Annotated in this window: 21 protein-coding genes; all 21 read left to right on the top strand. The window is 59.6% G+C overall.

Annotated elements, in window-relative coordinates:
• The first annotated feature begins 493 nt into the window (after positions 1-493).
• The 21 genes from BLU85_RS00480 to flgF all read left to right on the top strand — a co-directional run bounded on the left by BLU85_RS00480 (position 494) and on the right by flgF (position 16,902).
• Complete coding sequence (locus tag BLU85_RS00480) at positions 494-784, top strand: DUF3077 domain-containing protein (protein WP_092204285.1); 291 nt, start codon at positions 494-496, stop codon at positions 782-784.
• Between the two features lie 292 nt (positions 785-1,076).
• Complete coding sequence (locus BLU85_RS00475) at positions 1,077-1,340, top strand: flagellar biosynthetic protein FliQ (RefSeq protein WP_013693081.1); 264 nt, start codon at positions 1,077-1,079, stop codon at positions 1,338-1,340.
• 21 nt (positions 1,341-1,361) lie between these two features.
• A complete protein-coding gene (locus tag BLU85_RS00470) occupies positions 1,362-2,105 on the top strand; it encodes a flagellar biosynthetic protein FliR (protein ID WP_092204286.1) in 744 nt (247 codons plus the stop codon).
• Complete coding sequence (locus BLU85_RS00465; RefSeq protein ID WP_092204287.1) at positions 2,102-3,175, top strand: EscU/YscU/HrcU family type III secretion system export apparatus switch protein; 1,074 nt, start codon at positions 2,102-2,104, stop codon at positions 3,173-3,175. Before BLU85_RS00470 ends, BLU85_RS00465 begins: the two co-directional genes overlap by 4 nt.
• Complete coding sequence (locus BLU85_RS00460; protein ID WP_092204288.1) at positions 3,172-5,256, top strand: flagellar biosynthesis protein FlhA; 2,085 nt, start codon at positions 3,172-3,174, stop codon at positions 5,254-5,256. The genes BLU85_RS00465 and BLU85_RS00460 overlap by 4 nt, the downstream gene beginning before the upstream one ends.
• Entirely contained in the window at positions 5,253-5,963 is a 711-nt protein-coding gene (locus BLU85_RS00455) for a flagellar hook-basal body protein (protein WP_092204289.1), read from the top strand. Before BLU85_RS00460 ends, BLU85_RS00455 begins: the two co-directional genes overlap by 4 nt.
• Positions 5,964-5,978: 15 nt before the next feature.
• The gene (locus tag BLU85_RS00450) at positions 5,979-6,752 is read left to right on the top strand and encodes a flagellar hook-basal body protein (RefSeq protein ID WP_092204290.1); all 774 of its coding nucleotides are present in this window, start codon (positions 5,979-5,981) and stop codon (positions 6,750-6,752) included.
• A 5-nt stretch (positions 6,753-6,757) separates the two neighbouring features.
• The gene (gene flgA / locus BLU85_RS00445) at positions 6,758-7,456 is read left to right on the top strand and encodes a flagellar basal body P-ring formation chaperone FlgA (RefSeq protein WP_092204291.1); all 699 of its coding nucleotides are present in this window, start codon (positions 6,758-6,760) and stop codon (positions 7,454-7,456) included.
• Positions 7,443-8,021: a flagellar basal body L-ring protein FlgH gene (locus tag BLU85_RS00440; RefSeq protein WP_092204292.1), complete on the top strand. Its 579-nt coding sequence runs from the start codon at positions 7,443-7,445 to the stop codon at positions 8,019-8,021. The genes flgA and BLU85_RS00440 overlap by 14 nt, the downstream gene beginning before the upstream one ends.
• Positions 8,018-9,127 (top strand): flagellar basal body P-ring protein FlgI, encoded by a 1,110-nt coding sequence (locus BLU85_RS00435; RefSeq protein WP_092204293.1) that lies wholly within the window; start codon positions 8,018-8,020, stop codon positions 9,125-9,127. Before BLU85_RS00440 ends, BLU85_RS00435 begins: the two co-directional genes overlap by 4 nt.
• A gap of 9 nt (positions 9,128-9,136) precedes the next feature.
• The gene (locus BLU85_RS00430; protein ID WP_092204294.1) at positions 9,137-9,514 is read left to right on the top strand and encodes a flagellar biosynthesis protein FlgB; all 378 of its coding nucleotides are present in this window, start codon (positions 9,137-9,139) and stop codon (positions 9,512-9,514) included.
• Positions 9,515-9,516: 2 nt separating this feature from the next.
• Positions 9,517-9,912, top strand: coding sequence for a flagellar basal body rod protein FlgC (locus tag BLU85_RS00425; protein WP_013693091.1), 396 nt, complete (start codon positions 9,517-9,519; stop codon positions 9,910-9,912).
• Position 9,913: 1 nt separating this feature from the next.
• The gene (gene fliE / locus BLU85_RS00420; RefSeq protein WP_092204295.1) at positions 9,914-10,219 is read left to right on the top strand and encodes a flagellar hook-basal body complex protein FliE; all 306 of its coding nucleotides are present in this window, start codon (positions 9,914-9,916) and stop codon (positions 10,217-10,219) included.
• An 18-nt stretch (positions 10,220-10,237) separates the two neighbouring features.
• Complete coding sequence (fliF, locus tag BLU85_RS00415; RefSeq protein WP_256572885.1) at positions 10,238-11,599, top strand: flagellar basal-body MS-ring/collar protein FliF; 1,362 nt, start codon at positions 10,238-10,240, stop codon at positions 11,597-11,599.
• 4 nt (positions 11,600-11,603) lie between these two features.
• Entirely contained in the window at positions 11,604-12,056 is a 453-nt protein-coding gene (locus tag BLU85_RS00410) for a hypothetical protein (RefSeq protein WP_092204297.1), read from the top strand.
• Entirely contained in the window at positions 12,043-12,768 is a 726-nt protein-coding gene (locus BLU85_RS00405; protein WP_092204298.1) for a FliH/SctL family protein, read from the top strand. The genes BLU85_RS00410 and BLU85_RS00405 overlap by 14 nt, the downstream gene beginning before the upstream one ends.
• A complete protein-coding gene (locus BLU85_RS00400) occupies positions 12,746-14,098 on the top strand; it encodes a FliI/YscN family ATPase (RefSeq protein WP_092204299.1) in 1,353 nt (450 codons plus the stop codon). The genes BLU85_RS00405 and BLU85_RS00400 overlap by 23 nt, the downstream gene beginning before the upstream one ends.
• Complete coding sequence (locus BLU85_RS00395) at positions 14,088-14,549, top strand: hypothetical protein (protein ID WP_092204300.1); 462 nt, start codon at positions 14,088-14,090, stop codon at positions 14,547-14,549. The genes BLU85_RS00400 and BLU85_RS00395 overlap by 11 nt, the downstream gene beginning before the upstream one ends.
• Positions 14,539-15,312, top strand: coding sequence for a hypothetical protein (locus BLU85_RS00390; RefSeq protein ID WP_256572886.1), 774 nt, complete (start codon positions 14,539-14,541; stop codon positions 15,310-15,312). The genes BLU85_RS00395 and BLU85_RS00390 overlap by 11 nt, the downstream gene beginning before the upstream one ends.
• Positions 15,302-15,724, top strand: coding sequence for a flagellar hook assembly protein FlgD (locus BLU85_RS00385; RefSeq protein ID WP_013693099.1), 423 nt, complete (start codon positions 15,302-15,304; stop codon positions 15,722-15,724). Before BLU85_RS00390 ends, BLU85_RS00385 begins: the two co-directional genes overlap by 11 nt.
• Positions 15,724-16,902: a flagellar basal-body rod protein FlgF gene (gene flgF / locus BLU85_RS00380; RefSeq protein WP_092204301.1), complete on the top strand. Its 1,179-nt coding sequence runs from the start codon at positions 15,724-15,726 to the stop codon at positions 16,900-16,902. The genes BLU85_RS00385 and flgF overlap by 1 nt, the downstream gene beginning before the upstream one ends.
• The last annotated feature ends 2 nt before the right edge of the window (positions 16,903-16,904 follow it).

The following is a 16,904-nucleotide window of genomic DNA, read 5'->3' as shown; positions in this document are numbered from 1 at the left end:
AAGCCTCTCAAAGGTGCTTCGAGAATTTGAGCCGCGTCCGCCAAAACGTGTCTGTCCGTGATGGACTGCGAGCATTGGGGCCTCACGTAGGAAACTTCTGAAAATCTCACCAAAAGCGCTATTCTGGCCCTAAGCCTCTCGCCGGAGGTTTTCTGTCGCGTTACGCTCTGGATGTCGCTGCACTGTCAGCGACCGGGCTTGGTAACCCGGTGGAATAAGGCGTAACAGTGCACGGACAGGATTGCAGGCTTTCAGGCCTGCGATTTTGTTTTATGGCAGCTGTGCGTGGGACGTCTTCTGACGTGCCGGTTTCCTTGATTCCCCGGTTTACCAACCTGCGCACAGCTGCCACCCATTCGCTTGGTAACGGATGCGGCAGCTCTTCCAATCAAGGGAGTTGAACAATGCATATCGATAGATCAAGAAAGCGGCCTCTTCTGCTCTGTAGCTCTGTATCGCGGTCCCGCTGCATCTCAGTCAGTGGAGATAGCAAATGATCGAACAGGCAGAAGCAAAAACTATCGGCTACACCCCATTTCATTATTGCTCCGACCGTCCGCTGTTCCGCGTTAACGGCGGTGTCCCGTTAAATGAAGCGTTGCAACAAGCGTCAGATCTTTTGCATCTCGCCTACCGCCTTGCAGAGGACGCCACTTTCGAAAGGAAAACGGACCGCCATGCCTGGGCCGCTCATTATCTAATGGAGATGAGCAAAGCAGTGATTGATGATGTAGTGAAAGTCATGACGGTTAGGCCTGAGGGATCAAAACACTCCAATAGCTAACGGACACATCGAGACAGCAAGCATTAGATTCGCCGGAACGGGGAAAAACGGGGTAGACCACGATTATGGGGCGGACCGATTACAGAAGCTCAAAGCGTGGTCTGTCCCCGGTTCCCTTCCCGGGTTTGCCTCGATATCCAAACCCGCTCCCACCACCATTCGTCCCCACCACGTAACATCCTGTTGCATCCCCTGACACTATATAGCTACCATGGCAAAATAATGGCTCTATGCCATTCAGGCTATGGCGCGCCCAGAATGCACCTTGGATCAAGTTCAGTTGAGGTTATGGATGACGCAGGACTTCATGCTCTATGCGCTCAAAGAAGCGCTTCTGACCTCCGCGATGGTGGCTGCTCCGCTACTCCTGGCCATTCTGATCGTCGGCCTTCTGGTCAGCATCCTGCAAGTCGCGACCCAGATCCAGGAAATGACCCTGACCTTCATCCCCAAACTGATCGTGACAGTTGTCATGTTACTGGTCTTTGGTGGCTGGATGCTGACGGTCCTCAAACAATTCGCACTCAGTGCATTAACTCAGGCCGCTAGCTTCTAGCAGCGTTTTTGGTGTGAGTTTGTGCTGACATCCTTCTTCCTCAATGCGCTTCTCGTGTCGGTCAGGTTGATTCCGCTCGTGGTGGTTTCGCCGATCCTGTTTTTTTCGCGCATTCCATTGACTGTCCGGTTGATCCTGGCGCTGGCGCTGTCCGCCGTGTTGGTGGGCAGCATGACGCTCACCCAGGCCCCTGTTTTCACGCTGCCCGTGGTGTTGGGCGAGTTGCTGCTGGGTGTGTTGATGGCCTTCGGTTTTCATGCCGCTCATGCCGGTGTCGATATGGCGGGTAAGTTGATCGACACTCAAATCGGTTTGAATGCGGCCGGGGTGTTTGATCCGGGCACTTCTAACATGACCGGTCTGATGGCCGAGCTGTTGGTCTGGTCATTGGCTGCGCTGTTTGTCGTGCTCAACTTGCATCACGATTTGCTCCGGGTGTTCGCTCAGTTGCTGGTGGCCGTTCCGCCTGGCAGTGTGTCGCTGACCACGCTGTCCGTGTCTTTGGTGACGGTCATGACGCAACAGTTTTTGCTGGCGTTCATGATTGTCGTGCCGGTGATTCTCGGGCTGTGGCTGATCGATGTGGCGTTTGCGTTTTTGTCCCGTTCCATGCCCCAGGCCAATGTCTATTTCCTGTCCTTGCCCCTCAAGTTGGGCGTGGGCATGTTCATTTTTATCCTGACCTTGCCGATGATCGTTCAGCGTCTGCCGCTACTGATTGAAAACGCCTTGCGGTTTGCCCTGTCACCGGCAGGTGTGCAATGAGCGATCAGCAGGACAAGAGCGAAGAGGCCACGCCCTACAAGCTCGAAGAGGCGCGCAAGAAAGGGCAGGTGCCGCGCAGCTCCGATCTGTTGTCCTTCATCATGTTGTTGACCTTCCTGATGGTTTTTTCGGCCATCGCCTACCCGTTAGCAAGTGTCATTGCTGCTCACACCCATTGGTGGCTGGGCAACGCCGGGCAACTGGGGCAGGGCTTTGGTTATCTGGGCGAGCAGGGTGGCTACAGCTTGCGGCAGGTGGTGTACGGGTTATTGCCGTTGATTGGTGCACTGGTGCTGATGGCGATCCTGACGAATCTGCTGTTCAGTGGCCCGGTGTTTTCAATGACGGCCTTGAAGCCCGATTTCAAACGACTTCATCCGATCCAGGGCCTCAAGAAACTCTTTTCGCGACGCATGTTCGTCGAACTGATCAAGGTACTGGTCAAGGGTGCGTTGTTTTCGTTGGTCTTGTATTACCTGTTCCAAAGCGTGCTCTCGCAATTGTTGGGCATGGCGACGATATCGCCCCTGGAGTTGCCCCAGGCCGGCAAGCAATTGCTGATGCAATTGGGGTTCACGGTATTGGCGGTGATGGCGGCCGCGGCGCTGTTTGATATCTGGTATTCGCGGCGTGAGTTCGGGCGGCAGATGCGTATGAGTCGCCGGGAAACGAAGGACGAACATCGCCGCCGCGAAGGTGACCCTGAAGTACGTGCCAAGCGCAAAGGTATCCAGCAGGCGCTGTTGAAGAAGGCCGCTGCGCTGGGGCAGGTCAAGGATGCCGACGTCATCATTACCAACCCGACTCATTACGCGGTGGCTTTGCAATACCGACCGTCCAGCATGCTCGCGCCCAAGGTGCTCGCCATGGGACGCGGCCTGCATGCCCGACGTATCTGCCATGTTGCCAGGAAACACCAGGTACCGATTTTGCGTCGTCCGCCCTTGGCGCGGGCGCTGCATGCCCTGGCACGGGTCGATTCGGCGATTCCGGATTCGACCCAGGCCGACGTGGCCCGCATCTACCGCTGGGTCATCGCACTGCCAGGCAATAAGGTGCTTTCGCCATGAAGCCACTCTTGTCACGCCTGCTTTCCGAGGGCAGTGATCTGCTGCTGGCTGTGGCGGTTATCGGCATTTTGCTGGTGTTGTTCACGCCGATCCCTACGTGGCTGTTGGACTTGCTGCTGCTGACCAACTTTGCCGTTGCGTTGATGGTGTTGCTGGTGACCTTCGACATTGATAAGCCGTTGAGCTTTTCGACCTTTCCGTCGCTGTTGCTGATGACCACGTTGTTTCGCTTGGCCCTGAACATCTCCGCGACGCGGCTGATCCTCACCGATGGTGATGCGGGGCTGGTCATCGCGGCCGTGGGCACCCACGTGGTGGGCGGCAATTATGTCATTGGTTTCGTGATCTTCCTGATCTTGGTGGTGGTGCAATACGTGGTCGTCACCAGCGGCGCCCAACGCGTGGCCGAGGTCGCCGCTCGTTTTACCCTGGACTCGTTGCCGGGTAAGCAGATGAGCATCGACGCGGACCTGAACATGGGCATCATCGACCAGGAAGAAGCCAAGCGCCGACGCAGCCAGTTGGAGCGTGAGTCGAACTTCTACGGGGCCATGGACGGCGCGTCCAAGTTCGTCAAGGGCGACGCGATTGCCGGCATTGTGATCATTGCGATCAACATCATCGGTGGCCTCTCGGTCGGCATTCTGCAAAAGGGCCAGAGCTGGGGCGATGCGCTGCATCACTACACGTTGCTGACGGTGGGCGACGGCATTGTGACGCAGATTCCCTCACTGATTATTGCCGTGGCGGCGGGCATCATCATCACCCGCGCCGCGACGGACGCGCGCCTGGGCCCTGAATTGGGGCGACAGGTCTCGGCTTATCCCAAGACCCTGGTGGTGGTGGCGCTGGTCACGCTGTTCCTGGCGATGATGCCAGGATTGCCCTTGATTCCACTGATGATGCTGTTTTGCGCGTTTGCCGCGGCGGCGTGGTTTTCCTACCGCAAGTTGCGGGACAAGGCCAGCGTTGGCGAGGACTCCCAGAAGGACGTGCTGACAGGGCAAGACAGCGAATCCGAGGATGTCTACGCATTGATGAACACCGATGCGTTTGAACTGCGGTTGAGCGCTGACCTCGCGACTCACGTCCTGGCAGCCACCAGTACCTTGAGCCTGCGTATCGAAAACCTGCGCAAGCAGTTCGCCAAGGACTATGGCTTTGCCTTGCCAGCGCTCAACGTGCACGCCGACAAGAAGTTGGCCAACGGTACCTACCAGGTCTGTGTGCAGGGCTCAGTGATTGCCGCAGGTGAGTTGGAGTTCGATAAGTTACTGGCGATCAACCCAGGTGGCGCGACGCTGGCTCTCGAAGGGCGTGCCACCAAGGAGCCTACCTACGGGCTCAAGGCGCTCTGGATCGAGGTGGCGCAACGGGCCCAGGCGCGCACGGCGGGGTACACCCTGGTCGAGCCCGACACCGTGCTGTTGACCCATTTGTCCGAGCTGGCCCGCCGCTATGCGCCGGAGTTTCTGACCCGTGCCGAGACCGAGCGGCTGATCGAGAAGAAGCGTGTCGGCTTGGGCAGCCTGGTGGATGAACTGGTGCCCCAAGTCCTCAGCTACTCGGATATCCAGCGGGTGCTGCAACTGTTGCTGCGCGAGCAGGTGTCTATCCGCAACCTTGAGACCATTCTCGAAGTGCTGGTGGATGCGGGGCGTAGCAACAAGAGCGCCGAAGACCTCGTGGAACGGGTGCGCGAGCGCCTGGGCGCGGCATTGTATGAGCGGTTGGTCGACAAGAACGGCGAGCTCAACGTGTTGACGATCGCACCTCAATTGGAAGGCTACATGCTGGCGGCCTCGCGTCCTCGCGAAGGCTTGCAATCGGCGTTGTTGCCGGCCCAGGAGCTGGAGCGATTTGTCACCACCGTCGCCCGGGAAGCCGAACGCCAGCTCAGTGGCAACAAGCAACCGGTGCTGCTGTGTGCGGCGCCATTGCGACGGGTCTTGCGGGCCTTCATGGCGCGAGCGGTGCCGCACATGGCGGTGCTGTCGGTCAATGAAGTGGGGCAACACGCCCGCGTGACCTCGGCCGGCATGATTGACCTGCCCGGTTTCCCCAGCCTGGAGTCCCCATGAGCGACTTGATCATGCAACTGGCTGGGGTCATCCAGCGCGATATCGATCACTTGAAAGCCGTGTCTCAGAACGTCGCCAATGCCAATACCGTTGGCTACAAGGCCGAGCGCACCTTCAACGTCATGGCGTCGAACGTGGCCGGGCCGGGCGTTGCAGGTGGGCTAGACGACATTCAGGCGCAGACCTGGATCAGTACCGATGGCGGTGCGTTGCAACACACCGGGCGGGCCACGGACCTGGCGCTGTCAGGGGACGCCTGGTTTGCGATAAAGACGCCGGGCGGTGTGTTGTTGAGTCGCGACGGGCGTTTCCAGGTCGACAAGGCCGGTTATCTGGTCAGCAAGGCGGGTTATCCGGTATTGGCCGATGACGGTCCGCTGCAGGTGGCGGATGGGGTGCTCAAGATCGACGCGAGCGGGGAAGTCAGTGTCGCTGATCGACCGGTAGGGCGCCTGAGTATCGTGCGTGTCGACAATCCACAGCAGCTATTGGCCGTTGGGGATGGGGTGTACGCGGCCAGTACCGGGATCACACCCGCCAAGAGCTTCGTGGTGCATCAGGGGTTATTGGAGCGCTCGAATGCCGCCATGGGCGCCGACATGGTGAAGATGATGGAAGTGTCGCGGCATGTCGAAACCATGCAGCGAGCGCTGTCGGCCTACGACGGCATGCTTAACAGCGGTATCAACCAAATTGGCAAGAACTGATCAAGGGATGTGCTTGTGATTGACTCATTAAGTATTGCCAGCTCCGGGCTGACCGCGAACCAGGCATGGATCGACAGTATTTCGAACAACGTGGCGAACATGCAGACCATTGGCTACAAGCGCAGCCAGGTGGACTTTCACGACATGGTTCGCGAGGTCGGGACACGCGACGATGGCGGTGGCATGACCGAGAGCTTGCTGACTGGCGCAGGTATCCAGGCTTCGCAACCGAGTCAGGTCTTCAGCCCAGGCACCGTCCGCGAAAGTGGCAACGCGCTGGACTTGGCCATCCAGGGCGATGGGTTCTTTGAAGTCGCATTGCCGACAGGCGAGCTGGCCTACACCCGCGCGGGGCGTTTCCATCTCGACAGCGAAGGGCAACTGGCAATGCCGGACGGACAGACGCTGACGGCTGATCTGCGCGTACCGCCGGATGCACGCAACCTGGTGATCAAGCAAAACGGGGAAGTCCAGGCGACCATCACCGAGACAGGCGAGATCATCAGCGTTGGTCAGGTGCAACTGGCCAAGTTCGCCAGCGCCGACGCGTTGACGAAGCTCAGCGACGGCCTCTATCGACCGACGCAGGCCAGTGGCGAAGCCATTTATGCCGAGCCGGGTCGAGACGGTCAGGGTGTGTTGTTGCAAGGCTACGTCGAGATGTCCAACGTCAACCTGATCGACGAGATGAGCGGGCTGGTGCTGGCCCAGCGCGCCTACCAGATGAATGCGCGATTGCTGCAAGCCAGCGATCAGATCCTGGAAACCATCAACAACCTGCGCCGTTGAACCTCATGAATATCCCTTGGTTGGCCGGACTCGGGCTGTGGCTCGCCAGTGCGAGCTATGCCCAGGCGGCGCCCGATGCCGGTTGCGATTCGGGGGCAAATCATGCCTTGAGCATGGCCACCCAACGTATCCAGGCGCAGTTGGCCACGCCTGAGGTTGAGCTGCAGCTCACGCCCATGGGCGAGCTGCCGGCCATGGCGCGTCCCCAGATCCGGCTGTTGAGCCAGGGCATCCGCAGCCGGGTGTCCGTGGCGTTGAGCGGCACCGTGTGCGGACATGAGCGGACGAGCGTGGTGACGGTGTGGTTCAAGGTCCAGGCCTGGAAACAGGCGTGGGTCTACGGCCGCAACGGGCGAGCCGACCAAGTGGTGGCCGATGCTCAACCCCGGCTGGAGCGGGTGGACCTGGCGGCAGCGCAACTGTCGCCCGGCGATTTGCCTAGCGACCTTGCAGGGCAATGGCTGACGCAATCGGTCAATGCCGGCATGCCGGTGCTCAAGCGTCATCTCAAGGCCGAGCCCTTGGTGTACCGCGATGCTCCGGTGACCGTGGTGGTCTATGGCCCAGGCCTGATGCTGCGTACCGAAGGCAAGGCGCTGCGCCCGGGTGTACTGGGAGATCGCGTACCGGTGATGTTGGACGGCGCCGAATCGAGCCTGTTGGCGGTGGTTGCCGGTAAAGGAGAGGTTCATGTGGACCAGTAACGTTCGCAAGGCTGGGCTGGTGATGCTATTGCTGCCGGGTATGGCTTGCGCGCAGAGCCTGATCAACCCCGATGGCTATCGCTCCCTGACGGGGGACCGCCGTGGCTACCATTTGGGCGATACCCTGACGGTGCTGGTGGTGGAATCGACCACGGCGCAGAGTGCGGCCGGCACCGGGGCCGAGAGCAATACCGACATTTCCGCGCGCACCGGCCTGGACAGCAATACGCATCAAGCGAACCTGGGCTTGAGAGGTGATACCAACGGCATGGGCCAGACCAACCGCAGCGGACAGATTCGTACCAACGTTTCGGTACGCATCATTGAACAACTGCCCGAGGGCTTGTTGCGCGTCAGCGGCGAGCAACGGGTGACGGTCAACGATGAAAAACAACAGGTGCGGATCACCGGTCTCGTTCGGCCCGATGACATTGCCTACAACAACACGGTGCTTTCCTATCGCCTGGCAGACGCACAAATCGACATCGTCGGTGACGGTGTGGTGACCGATGCGCAGAAGCAGAACATCGTTTTCCGGGTGCTCAAGTGGCTGCGAATCTTATGAAAATGATTGCTCGACTGCTCTCGGGCCTGCTGCTCGCCCTTTGGCTGCAGCCGACGCTGGCTGATGTCCGGATCAAGGAGCTGACGCGCATTCAAGGCGTGCGGGACTATTCCATCATCGGTTATGGGCTGGTGGTGGGGCTGGCCGGCACTGGCGATACCGACCGTAATCGGGCCACTCGCCAGTCATTGGTCAATACCCTAAAGAACTTCAACGTGAATGTCGCCGATGGAGACCTCAATACCCGCAACACGGCGGCGGTGATGGTCACCGGCAACCTGCGCTCGTTCAGCGAGTCCGGCGACAAGCTGGACGTAGAGGTCTCTTCCCTGGGCGATGCACGCAGTCTGCTGGGGGGCACCTTGTTGATGACCCCCCTGTATGGTCCGGATGAAAAGCTCTATGCCCTGGCCCAAGGGCCGATGTCGGTGGGCGGATACGTCTTCGAGGCCAACGAAAATTCCGTGCAGAAGAACCATCCGACCGTCGGGCGTATACCCCGGGGCGCCAGTGTCGAGCGTTCGGCCTTTTCGGAAAGCGATGAAGTATCGAGAAATCTGGTGCTGATTCTCAACGAGCCGGACTACACCACCGCACAACGTATCGCCGATGCCTTGAGTCGCGAGTTGGGTATACCCGGTGTGCGTGTCGTGCATGCCGCCAAAGTGGAAGTGCCCGTGATAGCCGGCATGACCGTGCCGCGGTTGATTTCGCGGGTACAGAACGTTTCAGTCGCACCGGATTATGCCGCCCGGGTGGTGGTTAATGAACGCACCGGCACGGTGGTCGCGGGCGCCAATGTCCGATTGGGCGAGGTGAGCATTTCCCAAGGATCGCTGAGTGTCGTGATCAGCACCAAGTTCCAGGTGTCGCAGCCCTCGTGGGTCGCCCGCACCGGGCCGAGTGTCGGTACCGTGGTTGTGCCTGACACCGAGCTGACGGTGAACGAAGAAGAACACGGGCCGGTGAAATTGGCCGAGGGCGCGACGGTGGGCGATTTGGTGAAAGCCCTCAATCGGGTTCGATTGAGTACACGAGAAGTCATCACCGTGTTGCAAGCCATCAAACAGGCGGGCGCTCTGCATGCCGAACTCATCGTTCAATAAGGAAGATTGATGTCAACCGATATGAACCTTGCAATAGAGACCGTGCGCTTCGCCATGAGCCTGGAGCAACTGCGGGCGAAGGTTGCGGCGCACAATATCGCCATGGCCAACGTTCCCGGGGGCAAGGCCATGCGCCTCAATGGTTACGAGCCGATGGCCGCCTTGCGCGGTTTGCACAATGACCCTGAATTGTTCGGCCAGGCGCTGCGTTCGCTGCAAGACAGCGAGCTGACACCGTATCTGCAAAGCTATACCCCAGGCGCGCCACTGGCATTGGACGGCGAAGTGGCGCAGATGTCCGCCGCGAGCGGTCGCTACCAGGCCTTGGCAGACGGTGTATCGCGCCAGTTCGCCTTGATGCAGTTGGCTGTCCGGGGAGGTCGCTGAGAATGCCTTTGGACAACATCAGCGAGATCGTTCGCGGGAGCATGGCTTATGAGCGTTCGCGGGCGGAAGTCGCCAGCTACAACCTGGCGATCGCCAACGTGGCAATAGGGCCGGGCGAACGCTCACCGTTGCTCAGCGTATCGCCGCCGACCAGCTTTGCCGGCCAACTGGGGTTGCAGCAGCCCCGGGTTCACGCTCAAGCCCGTAGCGACAGCCGCTTGGTTCATGAACCGAGCCATCCCATGGCTGACCAGAATGGGATGGTGCATTACCCCAACATCGAAGCCGCCAGGGAGATGGCGACCTTGGTATCAGCTACCCGTGCCTATGAAGCCAATATCCGCTCCTACAACAGCTTGCGTGAAATGACGCTCAAAGCCTTTGAAATTGGAAAGTGACATGACCGCCGCCATTGCGCCTATTGCATTGCCCCCCGATCTTTCAGCGGCCGCTGCCTTGGCGGACGGGCCGACGGGGACTCAGGGCACCGACTTTGTCGATTTGCTGAAATCGGGTGCCACCCAACTGAATGCACAAACCGGGCAAGCCAGCGAGATGCTGTCGGCGTATGCGCTGGGCGACAACATTGCGCCCCACGATCTGGTCATGGCCATGGAGCAGGCGAAGCTGTCGCTGCAGTTGGCCGTGGAGGTGCGTAACCGTCTGGTAGATGCCTACCAGGAACTCACGCGGTTGCAGATCTAACCCATGGAGAATCAACCGGTGTCCTCGTTTTTGGCGGGTCGTACCCGCATCTTTCTGATCGGTGTCTTGCTGATTGTCGGCTTGCTGGCTGCGTCGGCGTGGTGGGTGATCCGGCCGCAATATGTGGCGTTGTACAAAAACGCCGACGAGGCGTCCCAGGCTCAGATCCTGGCTACATTGAGCCAGCGTCATGTGCCCTATCGGATCAATACGCAGCAGGGTGCGATTGAAGTCCTGGCCGATCATGCGGCCTCTGCCCGTATGTATCTGGCGGAGGCAGGTATCCCGACGCGTGGCGGTACGGGGTTCGAGTTGTTCGACAAGGCCGACTACGGGATGTCGGAGTTCAGCCAGAAAATCAACTACCAACGGGCTATGGAAGGGGAGTTGGCGCGCACGATCATGAGCATCTCCGAAGTGGAGTATGCCCGTGTGCATCTGACGTTCAAGAAAACCAGCCTCTACCAGCAGGCAGAAGACCCCCCCAAGGCATCGGTGATCGTGCGTCTGCGCTCCGCGGGAACCTTGATGCCGCAGCGGGTCAGGGGTATTCAGCAACTGGTGTCGTCGGCGGTGGAGGGCATGACCCTTGAGCGCGTATCGGTGCTCAACGAAGACGGCCAGGTACTCAGTGCCTCCGATGGCGCAGCGGCGGCACCGGAGCATCTGCAGTTGACGGCCCAGGTCGAGCAGGCACTCAAGTTGAAGGCCGAAGAATTGCTGGCGCGTCCGCTCGGTCACCGTGGCGTCGATGTGTCTGTGCGGGTGCTGATGAACTTTGACCGTGTCAAATCTATCAGCGAGCAACCGCTGACGAACAAAATGCGCCGTGAAAAACGCACGGAGTCCACCGAGAACTCCAGTGGCGAGTCCACGAGCAAGCGTTCCCAGAACAACCGGGAAATCGATTACGAAGTGGGTAAGGCGCGTGCTGAAACCGAGCATGCGGCTGGCAAGATCGAGCGCATTACCGTTGGTGTGGTGCTCAGTACACCGGTGTCGGACGCTCAAATGAAAGATATCCAGGCGTTGCTTGAAGCGGCGCTGGGGCTGGATCTCAAGAGGGGCGATCGCTTGGTAATGGTGTACATCCCCGATATGCCCGTGCCAGAAACAACGCCGGTAGCTGAGCCCTCGGTGCAGCCGGTGCCGGTGAGCAGCGCGCAGTTGCCTGCGCCCGTCGATGCTGAGCTGTCGTTGCCATGGACGCGCTGGTTGGGTATCGGCTCGATGGCTGCCTTGGCGATCGCTCTGTTGCTGCTTTGGGTAAAAGGACGACGCAAGTCTGTTTCGGTCCCTGCCACGGAGCCGCGATTGACATCAGTCGAGCGCGAGCAATTGCTGGTGGACTTGCGCCGCTGGCTGTTGGAGGGGCGTTAACGTCATGGAATTCTCAGCGCTTCGTAAAGCGGCTATTCGCCTTGCCTGTTCTCATGTCGAAGACCGTGAGTGGATTCTGGCGCGGTTGGAACCTGAGGAGCGTCGCCAGGTTGAGGTGCTGTTGGAGGAGATCAATCTTCTGGGATTGTCCAGCGACCCTTCCGTTGTCGCAGCGCTGATGAGCGAGCTGGCGGTAGCGCCATCGGCAGCCCGCCCGACGCCCGACAATGCACCACTCAAGGCCCGGCTTTCGAAAGCGACACATCCGTTTTGGGGCGCGCTGGTCCTTCAATTGGAAACAGCCACTGCACGCCGTGAAGTGTTGGGTGGCCTGGCCAACAGTGCCGAGATCCGTCGTTGGGATAGCAAATTTGCCAAGCAGGTGTTGCCCCCAGCACTGATGAATAGTTTGAAAGCCCGGATGGATGTCCAGGAGGCTGGCGATGAGCCTGCCTAAGCCGCCCCTGTCGTCGACGGTGTTGCGCCAACCTTCCCAGGCCGTGGGGACTCGACGACTGCCATCGTTTGGCGCCACGGTCCAAACAAGTACCTCGTCCAATGAAGAGCCGCAACCGGACGTGAAGCAGGCGTTGCGCGATACCTTCGCGCTGGAATTCGCGGAAATTGAACGGGAGAGTCGCGAGAAGGGGCTATTGGAAGGTCGCCAGCAGGCTCGTACGCAACTGAACGAGGCCCTGGCCCATCAAGAACAGCAATGGCTGAAGAAAGAAGCGTCCTTGCGTACCGCGCTTGAAGCGGAGCGCCTCCAACTTGCGCGTTTGGTTGAAGCCTTGGGGGCACAACAAAAACAGCTGATGGCGTCCATGGAGCCTTTGGTAGGACGGCTCGCGCTGGCAGTGGTGACTCGCTTCCTGGGCCAGCATGCCGAAACGCGTCCGTTAATCGCCGACGTGGCGAGACAGGCCATCGAAGAGCATCAACTGGTCGGCCCAATGCGGATTCGTGTTGCCCGTGTGGATTACGAAACGTTGCTTCGGCTGGCGCCGGATGACGCGCTATTGGCGTCGTTCCAGGTCGATCCGCAGGCCTCCCCCGCTAGCTGCCTGATCGACTTCGGCGGCGGTCAATTGGATGTCGGTGTGCAAACGCAACTGGCCAATGTCGCAGCCGTGTTGAACGGGGGAGATGGCCGTGTGGCAGGGGCTTGAGCATCGCCTGTTGACGCAGCTTGCCCAGGCCCGACTCTGTCGGCGGATGGGCCGTTTGAGTTCGATCCAGGGCATGGTGCTGCACGCCACCGGCCTGGATGTCCGGCTGGGTGAGTTGGTCGACATCCACCCGGCTCGCGGTGGCGAAGCCATCGCGGCTGAGGTGGTTGGCTTGCGCAGTGAATCTACCCTGTTGATGCCTTATGGCCCGGTGGATGGTTTATGCCTGGCCAGCGAAGTCCATGCCCGTGGAACCCCTTACACGGTTCCCGTGGGGGCCAGTCTGTTGGGACGTGTCCTGGATGCGACCTGCAACCCCCTGGATGATTTGCCGGCCCCTGAAGGGCTGACGCGGATGCCGCGATTCGTGGCGCCGATCAATCCTCTGCACCGTTCGCCGATCGACACCACGCTGCTCACCGGAGTGAAAGCCGTCGATGTCTTCACACCGCTTGGGCGCGGCCAGCGGCTGGGTATTTTTGCCGGCAGTGGCGTGGGCAAAAGCACCTTGCTGGGCATGATGAGCAAATATGCAGAAGCCGATGTGATTGTGATCGCCTTGATCGGCGAGCGTGGTCGCGAGGTAGGGGATTTCATTCGCGACAGCCTGGGGCCGGAGGGCTTGAAAAAGGCCGTGGTGATCGCTGCCGCGGCCGAGCAGCCGGCGGTTCTGCGGCGCCAGGCAGCCTACACGGCGACGACAATCGCCGAATGGTTCCGGGCCCAAGGCAAGCATGTGCTGCTGATCATGGACTCGATCACCCGTTTTGCCCTGGCCCAGCGTGAAATTGGTCTTTCAACCGGGGAGCCCATGGGCAGCCGAGGCTATACACCTTCGGTATTTGCCCTGTTACCACCGCTGATGGAGCGCGCTGGAGCGTTGTATGGGCAAGGCTCCATTACGGGGGTCTATACGGTTCTGGTCGAGGGTGACGATATGAATGAGCCCGTGGCTGACCATATGCGTGCCATTCTCGACGGGCATATTGTCTTGAGTCGCAGTGTGGCGGCCCGTGGGCATTGGCCGGCCATCGATGTGTTGCACAGCATCAGTCGACTGGTGGGCGCCCTGCATACCCCAGAGCGCAAAACCCAAGTCGAGCGCCTGCGTTCAGCCCTTGGCAATTATCAGAACAGCGTGGACCTGATCGAACTGGGCGCCTATGAAAAGGGCTCACAGCCGCTGCTGGACACCATGATCGACTTGAAGCCCGAGTTCGATGCGTTGTTGCAGCAAACCCCGCAAGAACATTTCTCCGCATCAAGCACCTGGCAAACGGTTCATCAGTTGTTCCAACGGCTTGGCAAGGGGGTGAGCGATGCAAGATGAGTGGCGCAAGTCGCGGCAATTGAATGCGGCCTCTCGTTTGCGTGCCATGCAGCGGGAAAGGGCGCAGCTCGCCTACAACCGCAGTCTCCATGAATTGGCCCAAGCCGAGCATCGGTTGAGGGCGGAGCAGGTACGCTACGACAGCGTCCAGGCGAACCATGAAGCGTTGGGATGCATTGGCGCCACGCTCGATCCCTCCCAGCACGAACAACGCCTATTGGCGCAGACAGCCGCTTTTCAGCGACTTGAAGCCGCGCATCAGCCCGTCATCGAGGCGCGAAGCCTGTCGCATTCGGCCATGTCACAGCTGCTCAAGTGCAAAGTGAACGAAGACCTGATCGACAAGGCCAAGGATCGGCTGCAGGTGCTGCTGGATAAAGCGGCGCGCGAATACGAAGCCATCGACATTTTTGATGCACAGCAAGCTCAGGGGATGGGACATGGCCGTTAAAGTAGGGGCATCGTTGTGGACCATGGCGGCGGATCAGCAACGTCCTCCCGCTCGCGACACACAGGCCAAGGACTTCGAGCGAAAAATAGGCCTGCATGATCAATCACCCGCCTCAAACGAGAGCACAGGTCAGCAGCGCAACCCCCAGGTGATGTCAGAGCAGCGACTAGCGCACTCCGCCATTGCCGAGGCGGATCTGGCGCGGGTCGTGCAATCGCGTTCCATCGGTGCGTCAACGTCCATGACTGCCGAGGCGCTTGAGCTGTATGCGCTGGGTGCACACGCCGGGCATCACCTGTCTTATCTGCCCGATGTATTCCTGGCGGAGCCGGGAGTGCACGGCGTTGCTTCAATCGACACTGAGCAAGCCTATTCAGCCCCTTCCAGCGCTTTGTCGACGACCTCGGCGATTTTCTCCACGCCCGGTGCTGTCCTGGCACAAGGCTCCGATAGACCCCGGATCGAGCCCGTTACCATCGAGCAGCAGGGCACAGAGGACTCCACCGGTCAGCCGCTGTTGAGCTATTTGAATGGGAAATGGCCGGATCGACATTTTCAGTTCCTGCCTCGAGGTAAAGGTCTGGAGTTGTTGGTACGTGACTACCGGCTCACCGCGCAAGAACGCGATGAGCTGATAGAAGAGCTCGCTCGCCGGGCTTCATCGATGTCTGAACGCCCGCAGCAGATCTGGCTCAACGGTCAGCAGGTCTGGCGCGCATCGCCTCTTTCGAACGATTACACAGGTGAACACGATGGCCGTTGAAGCGATCGGTAATGAGCTGAGTTCCACCACGTCGGAGTTGGCCCAGAGCCGTCTGGGGCAGGAAGATTTCATCAAGTTGTTTTTGACCGAGTTGACATTTCAAGATCCGCTGGAGCCGATCAACAATCGTGAGTTCCTGGCGCAGATGGCGCAGTTCGCCAACCTTGAACAAACCCGGATCACCAACGAAAACACCGACAACCTGGTGTCCATGAATGCCACTTCGCAGTCCCTGGGCCTGCTGGGGCGCCAAGTTGAAGTCAGCATCACCACGGGGGGAACGGCGATTGGCTCAGTGACGGCGATTGCGTTTTCATCGACCGGGCCGGTGCTGTCCGTCAAACGAACCGACGGTACGGTCCTCACTGACGTGCGACTGTCACAAATCAAACTGGTCAGGCAGGGGGCGTGATGCTGCAAGCTTTCTTTAATGGAATGAGTGGCCTGTTTTCCTTCGCCAAGGGCTTGGATAACGTCTCCAACAACGTGTCGAACATGAACACGCCCGGCTACAGGGGCAGCGATACTTTTTACCGTGCCGTTAACGGGCAGGATGGCCAGAGTTTTGGTTCAGGCATCGCCGGTACCCAAGTCCGTATCAAGCCGGGTGAGAATCGCCAGACAGGCAATAACACCAACGTGGCGATCAATGGCGCCGGTTATTTCGTTCTTCGCGATGAGCCGGGCGCGCTGTCATACACCCGCGCCGGACAATTCGAGGTGGATAAGGACGGCTATCTGGTCGATACCATCAGCCAGCAGCGCATTGCGGGTATCGACTCGTCCGGGAATCTGCGCGATATCAATATCCAGGGGCAGCGCACCTTGCCGCCGCAAGCGACCACCCGAGTCGAAATGGTGGGGGCCTTGGCTCGCACCGGTACTACGGAGGCGACCCATCAGATCAACGCGATCCAGGTGTTCGACTCGACCGGTGCGAGCCATACCCTGAGCGTAAAGTTCGAACCGAAAACGACGCCCGCCAATAGCTGGAGTGTCACGGTTTCCGACGCGAGCGGTGTTCAGTTGCAGACCGGCACCATCGCCTTCGGTATCGATGGCAGCCCCGCTACCGGTTTCAACACGTTGTCGGTTCCGTTGACGGTTAATGGCAAGGTCCAGAACATTGTGCTGGATTTCGGAACACCGGGTAGCTTCAACTTGGCCTCCCAAGTCGCCAGCGGACCGAGCCATACACTGGGTGCGCGCGTGGTCGATGGTAGCGCGGTCGCCGGCCTGAATAGCTTCGCATTCGATGAGAAGGGCATCCTTAAATTCACCTACGCCAATGGCGAGAAACGGGATGGCAGCCAGCTGGCACTGGCGGACTTCGCGGATGAAAGTGCCTTGATCGCGGGCGCCAATTCGCTCTACCACGCGCCTTCTTCCATGACGGCAGAGTTTGGCCGCGCAGGGGAGAAGCAGTTTGGGCGTATCCAGGGCGGTTACCTGGAGTTGTCCAATGTCGATCTGGCCCAGGAGTTCGGAGACATTCTGATCATTCAGCGCGGGTATCAGGCCAGCTCAAGGGTGATGACAGTCTCCAATGAAATGCTGGAACAGCTGTACAACGGAACGAGAGGGGGCTGACC

The organism is Pseudomonas sp. NFACC14 (assembly GCF_900106885.1).
GTDB lineage: Bacteria > Pseudomonadota > Gammaproteobacteria > Pseudomonadales > Pseudomonadaceae > Aquipseudomonas > Aquipseudomonas fluorescens_AA.
This window is presented reverse-complemented; position numbering and strand designations above follow the sequence as displayed.

What these genes read in the sequence shown, in the direction of transcription:
- BLU85_RS00465 (WP_092204287.1), top strand. Translation starts at nt 2,102, where the DNA reads ATGAGCGATCAGCAGGACAAGAGCGAAGAGGCCACGCCCTACAAGCTC.
- BLU85_RS00435 (WP_092204293.1), top strand. Translation starts at nt 8,018, where the DNA reads ATGAAAATGATTGCTCGACTGCTCTCGGGCCTGCTGCTCGCCCTTTGG.
- BLU85_RS00390 (WP_256572886.1), top strand. Translation starts at nt 14,539, where the DNA reads ATGGCCGTTAAAGTAGGGGCATCGTTGTGGACCATGGCGGCGGATCAG.
- BLU85_RS00425 (WP_013693091.1), top strand. Translation starts at nt 9,517, where the DNA reads ATGCCTTTGGACAACATCAGCGAGATCGTTCGCGGGAGCATGGCTTAT.
- BLU85_RS00405 (WP_092204298.1), top strand. Translation starts at nt 12,043, where the DNA reads ATGAGCCTGCCTAAGCCGCCCCTGTCGTCGACGGTGTTGCGCCAACCT.
- BLU85_RS00430 (WP_092204294.1), top strand. Translation starts at nt 9,137, where the DNA reads ATGTCAACCGATATGAACCTTGCAATAGAGACCGTGCGCTTCGCCATG.
- BLU85_RS00455 (WP_092204289.1), top strand. Translation starts at nt 5,253, where the DNA reads ATGAGCGACTTGATCATGCAACTGGCTGGGGTCATCCAGCGCGATATC.
- fliE (WP_092204295.1), top strand. Translation starts at nt 9,914, where the DNA reads ATGACCGCCGCCATTGCGCCTATTGCATTGCCCCCCGATCTTTCAGCG.
- BLU85_RS00480 (WP_092204285.1), top strand. Translation starts at nt 494, where the DNA reads ATGATCGAACAGGCAGAAGCAAAAACTATCGGCTACACCCCATTTCAT.
- BLU85_RS00440 (WP_092204292.1), top strand. Translation starts at nt 7,443, where the DNA reads ATGTGGACCAGTAACGTTCGCAAGGCTGGGCTGGTGATGCTATTGCTG.
- BLU85_RS00385 (WP_013693099.1), top strand. Translation starts at nt 15,302, where the DNA reads ATGGCCGTTGAAGCGATCGGTAATGAGCTGAGTTCCACCACGTCGGAG.
- BLU85_RS00410 (WP_092204297.1), top strand. Translation starts at nt 11,604, where the DNA reads ATGGAATTCTCAGCGCTTCGTAAAGCGGCTATTCGCCTTGCCTGTTCT.
- BLU85_RS00460 (WP_092204288.1), top strand. Translation starts at nt 3,172, where the DNA reads ATGAAGCCACTCTTGTCACGCCTGCTTTCCGAGGGCAGTGATCTGCTG.
- flgF (WP_092204301.1), top strand. Translation starts at nt 15,724, where the DNA reads ATGCTGCAAGCTTTCTTTAATGGAATGAGTGGCCTGTTTTCCTTCGCC.
- BLU85_RS00395 (WP_092204300.1), top strand. Translation starts at nt 14,088, where the DNA reads ATGCAAGATGAGTGGCGCAAGTCGCGGCAATTGAATGCGGCCTCTCGT.
- BLU85_RS00400 (WP_092204299.1), top strand. Translation starts at nt 12,746, where the DNA reads ATGGCCGTGTGGCAGGGGCTTGAGCATCGCCTGTTGACGCAGCTTGCC.
- flgA (WP_092204291.1), top strand. Translation starts at nt 6,758, where the DNA reads ATGAATATCCCTTGGTTGGCCGGACTCGGGCTGTGGCTCGCCAGTGCG.
- BLU85_RS00475 (WP_013693081.1), top strand. Translation starts at nt 1,077, where the DNA reads ATGACGCAGGACTTCATGCTCTATGCGCTCAAAGAAGCGCTTCTGACC.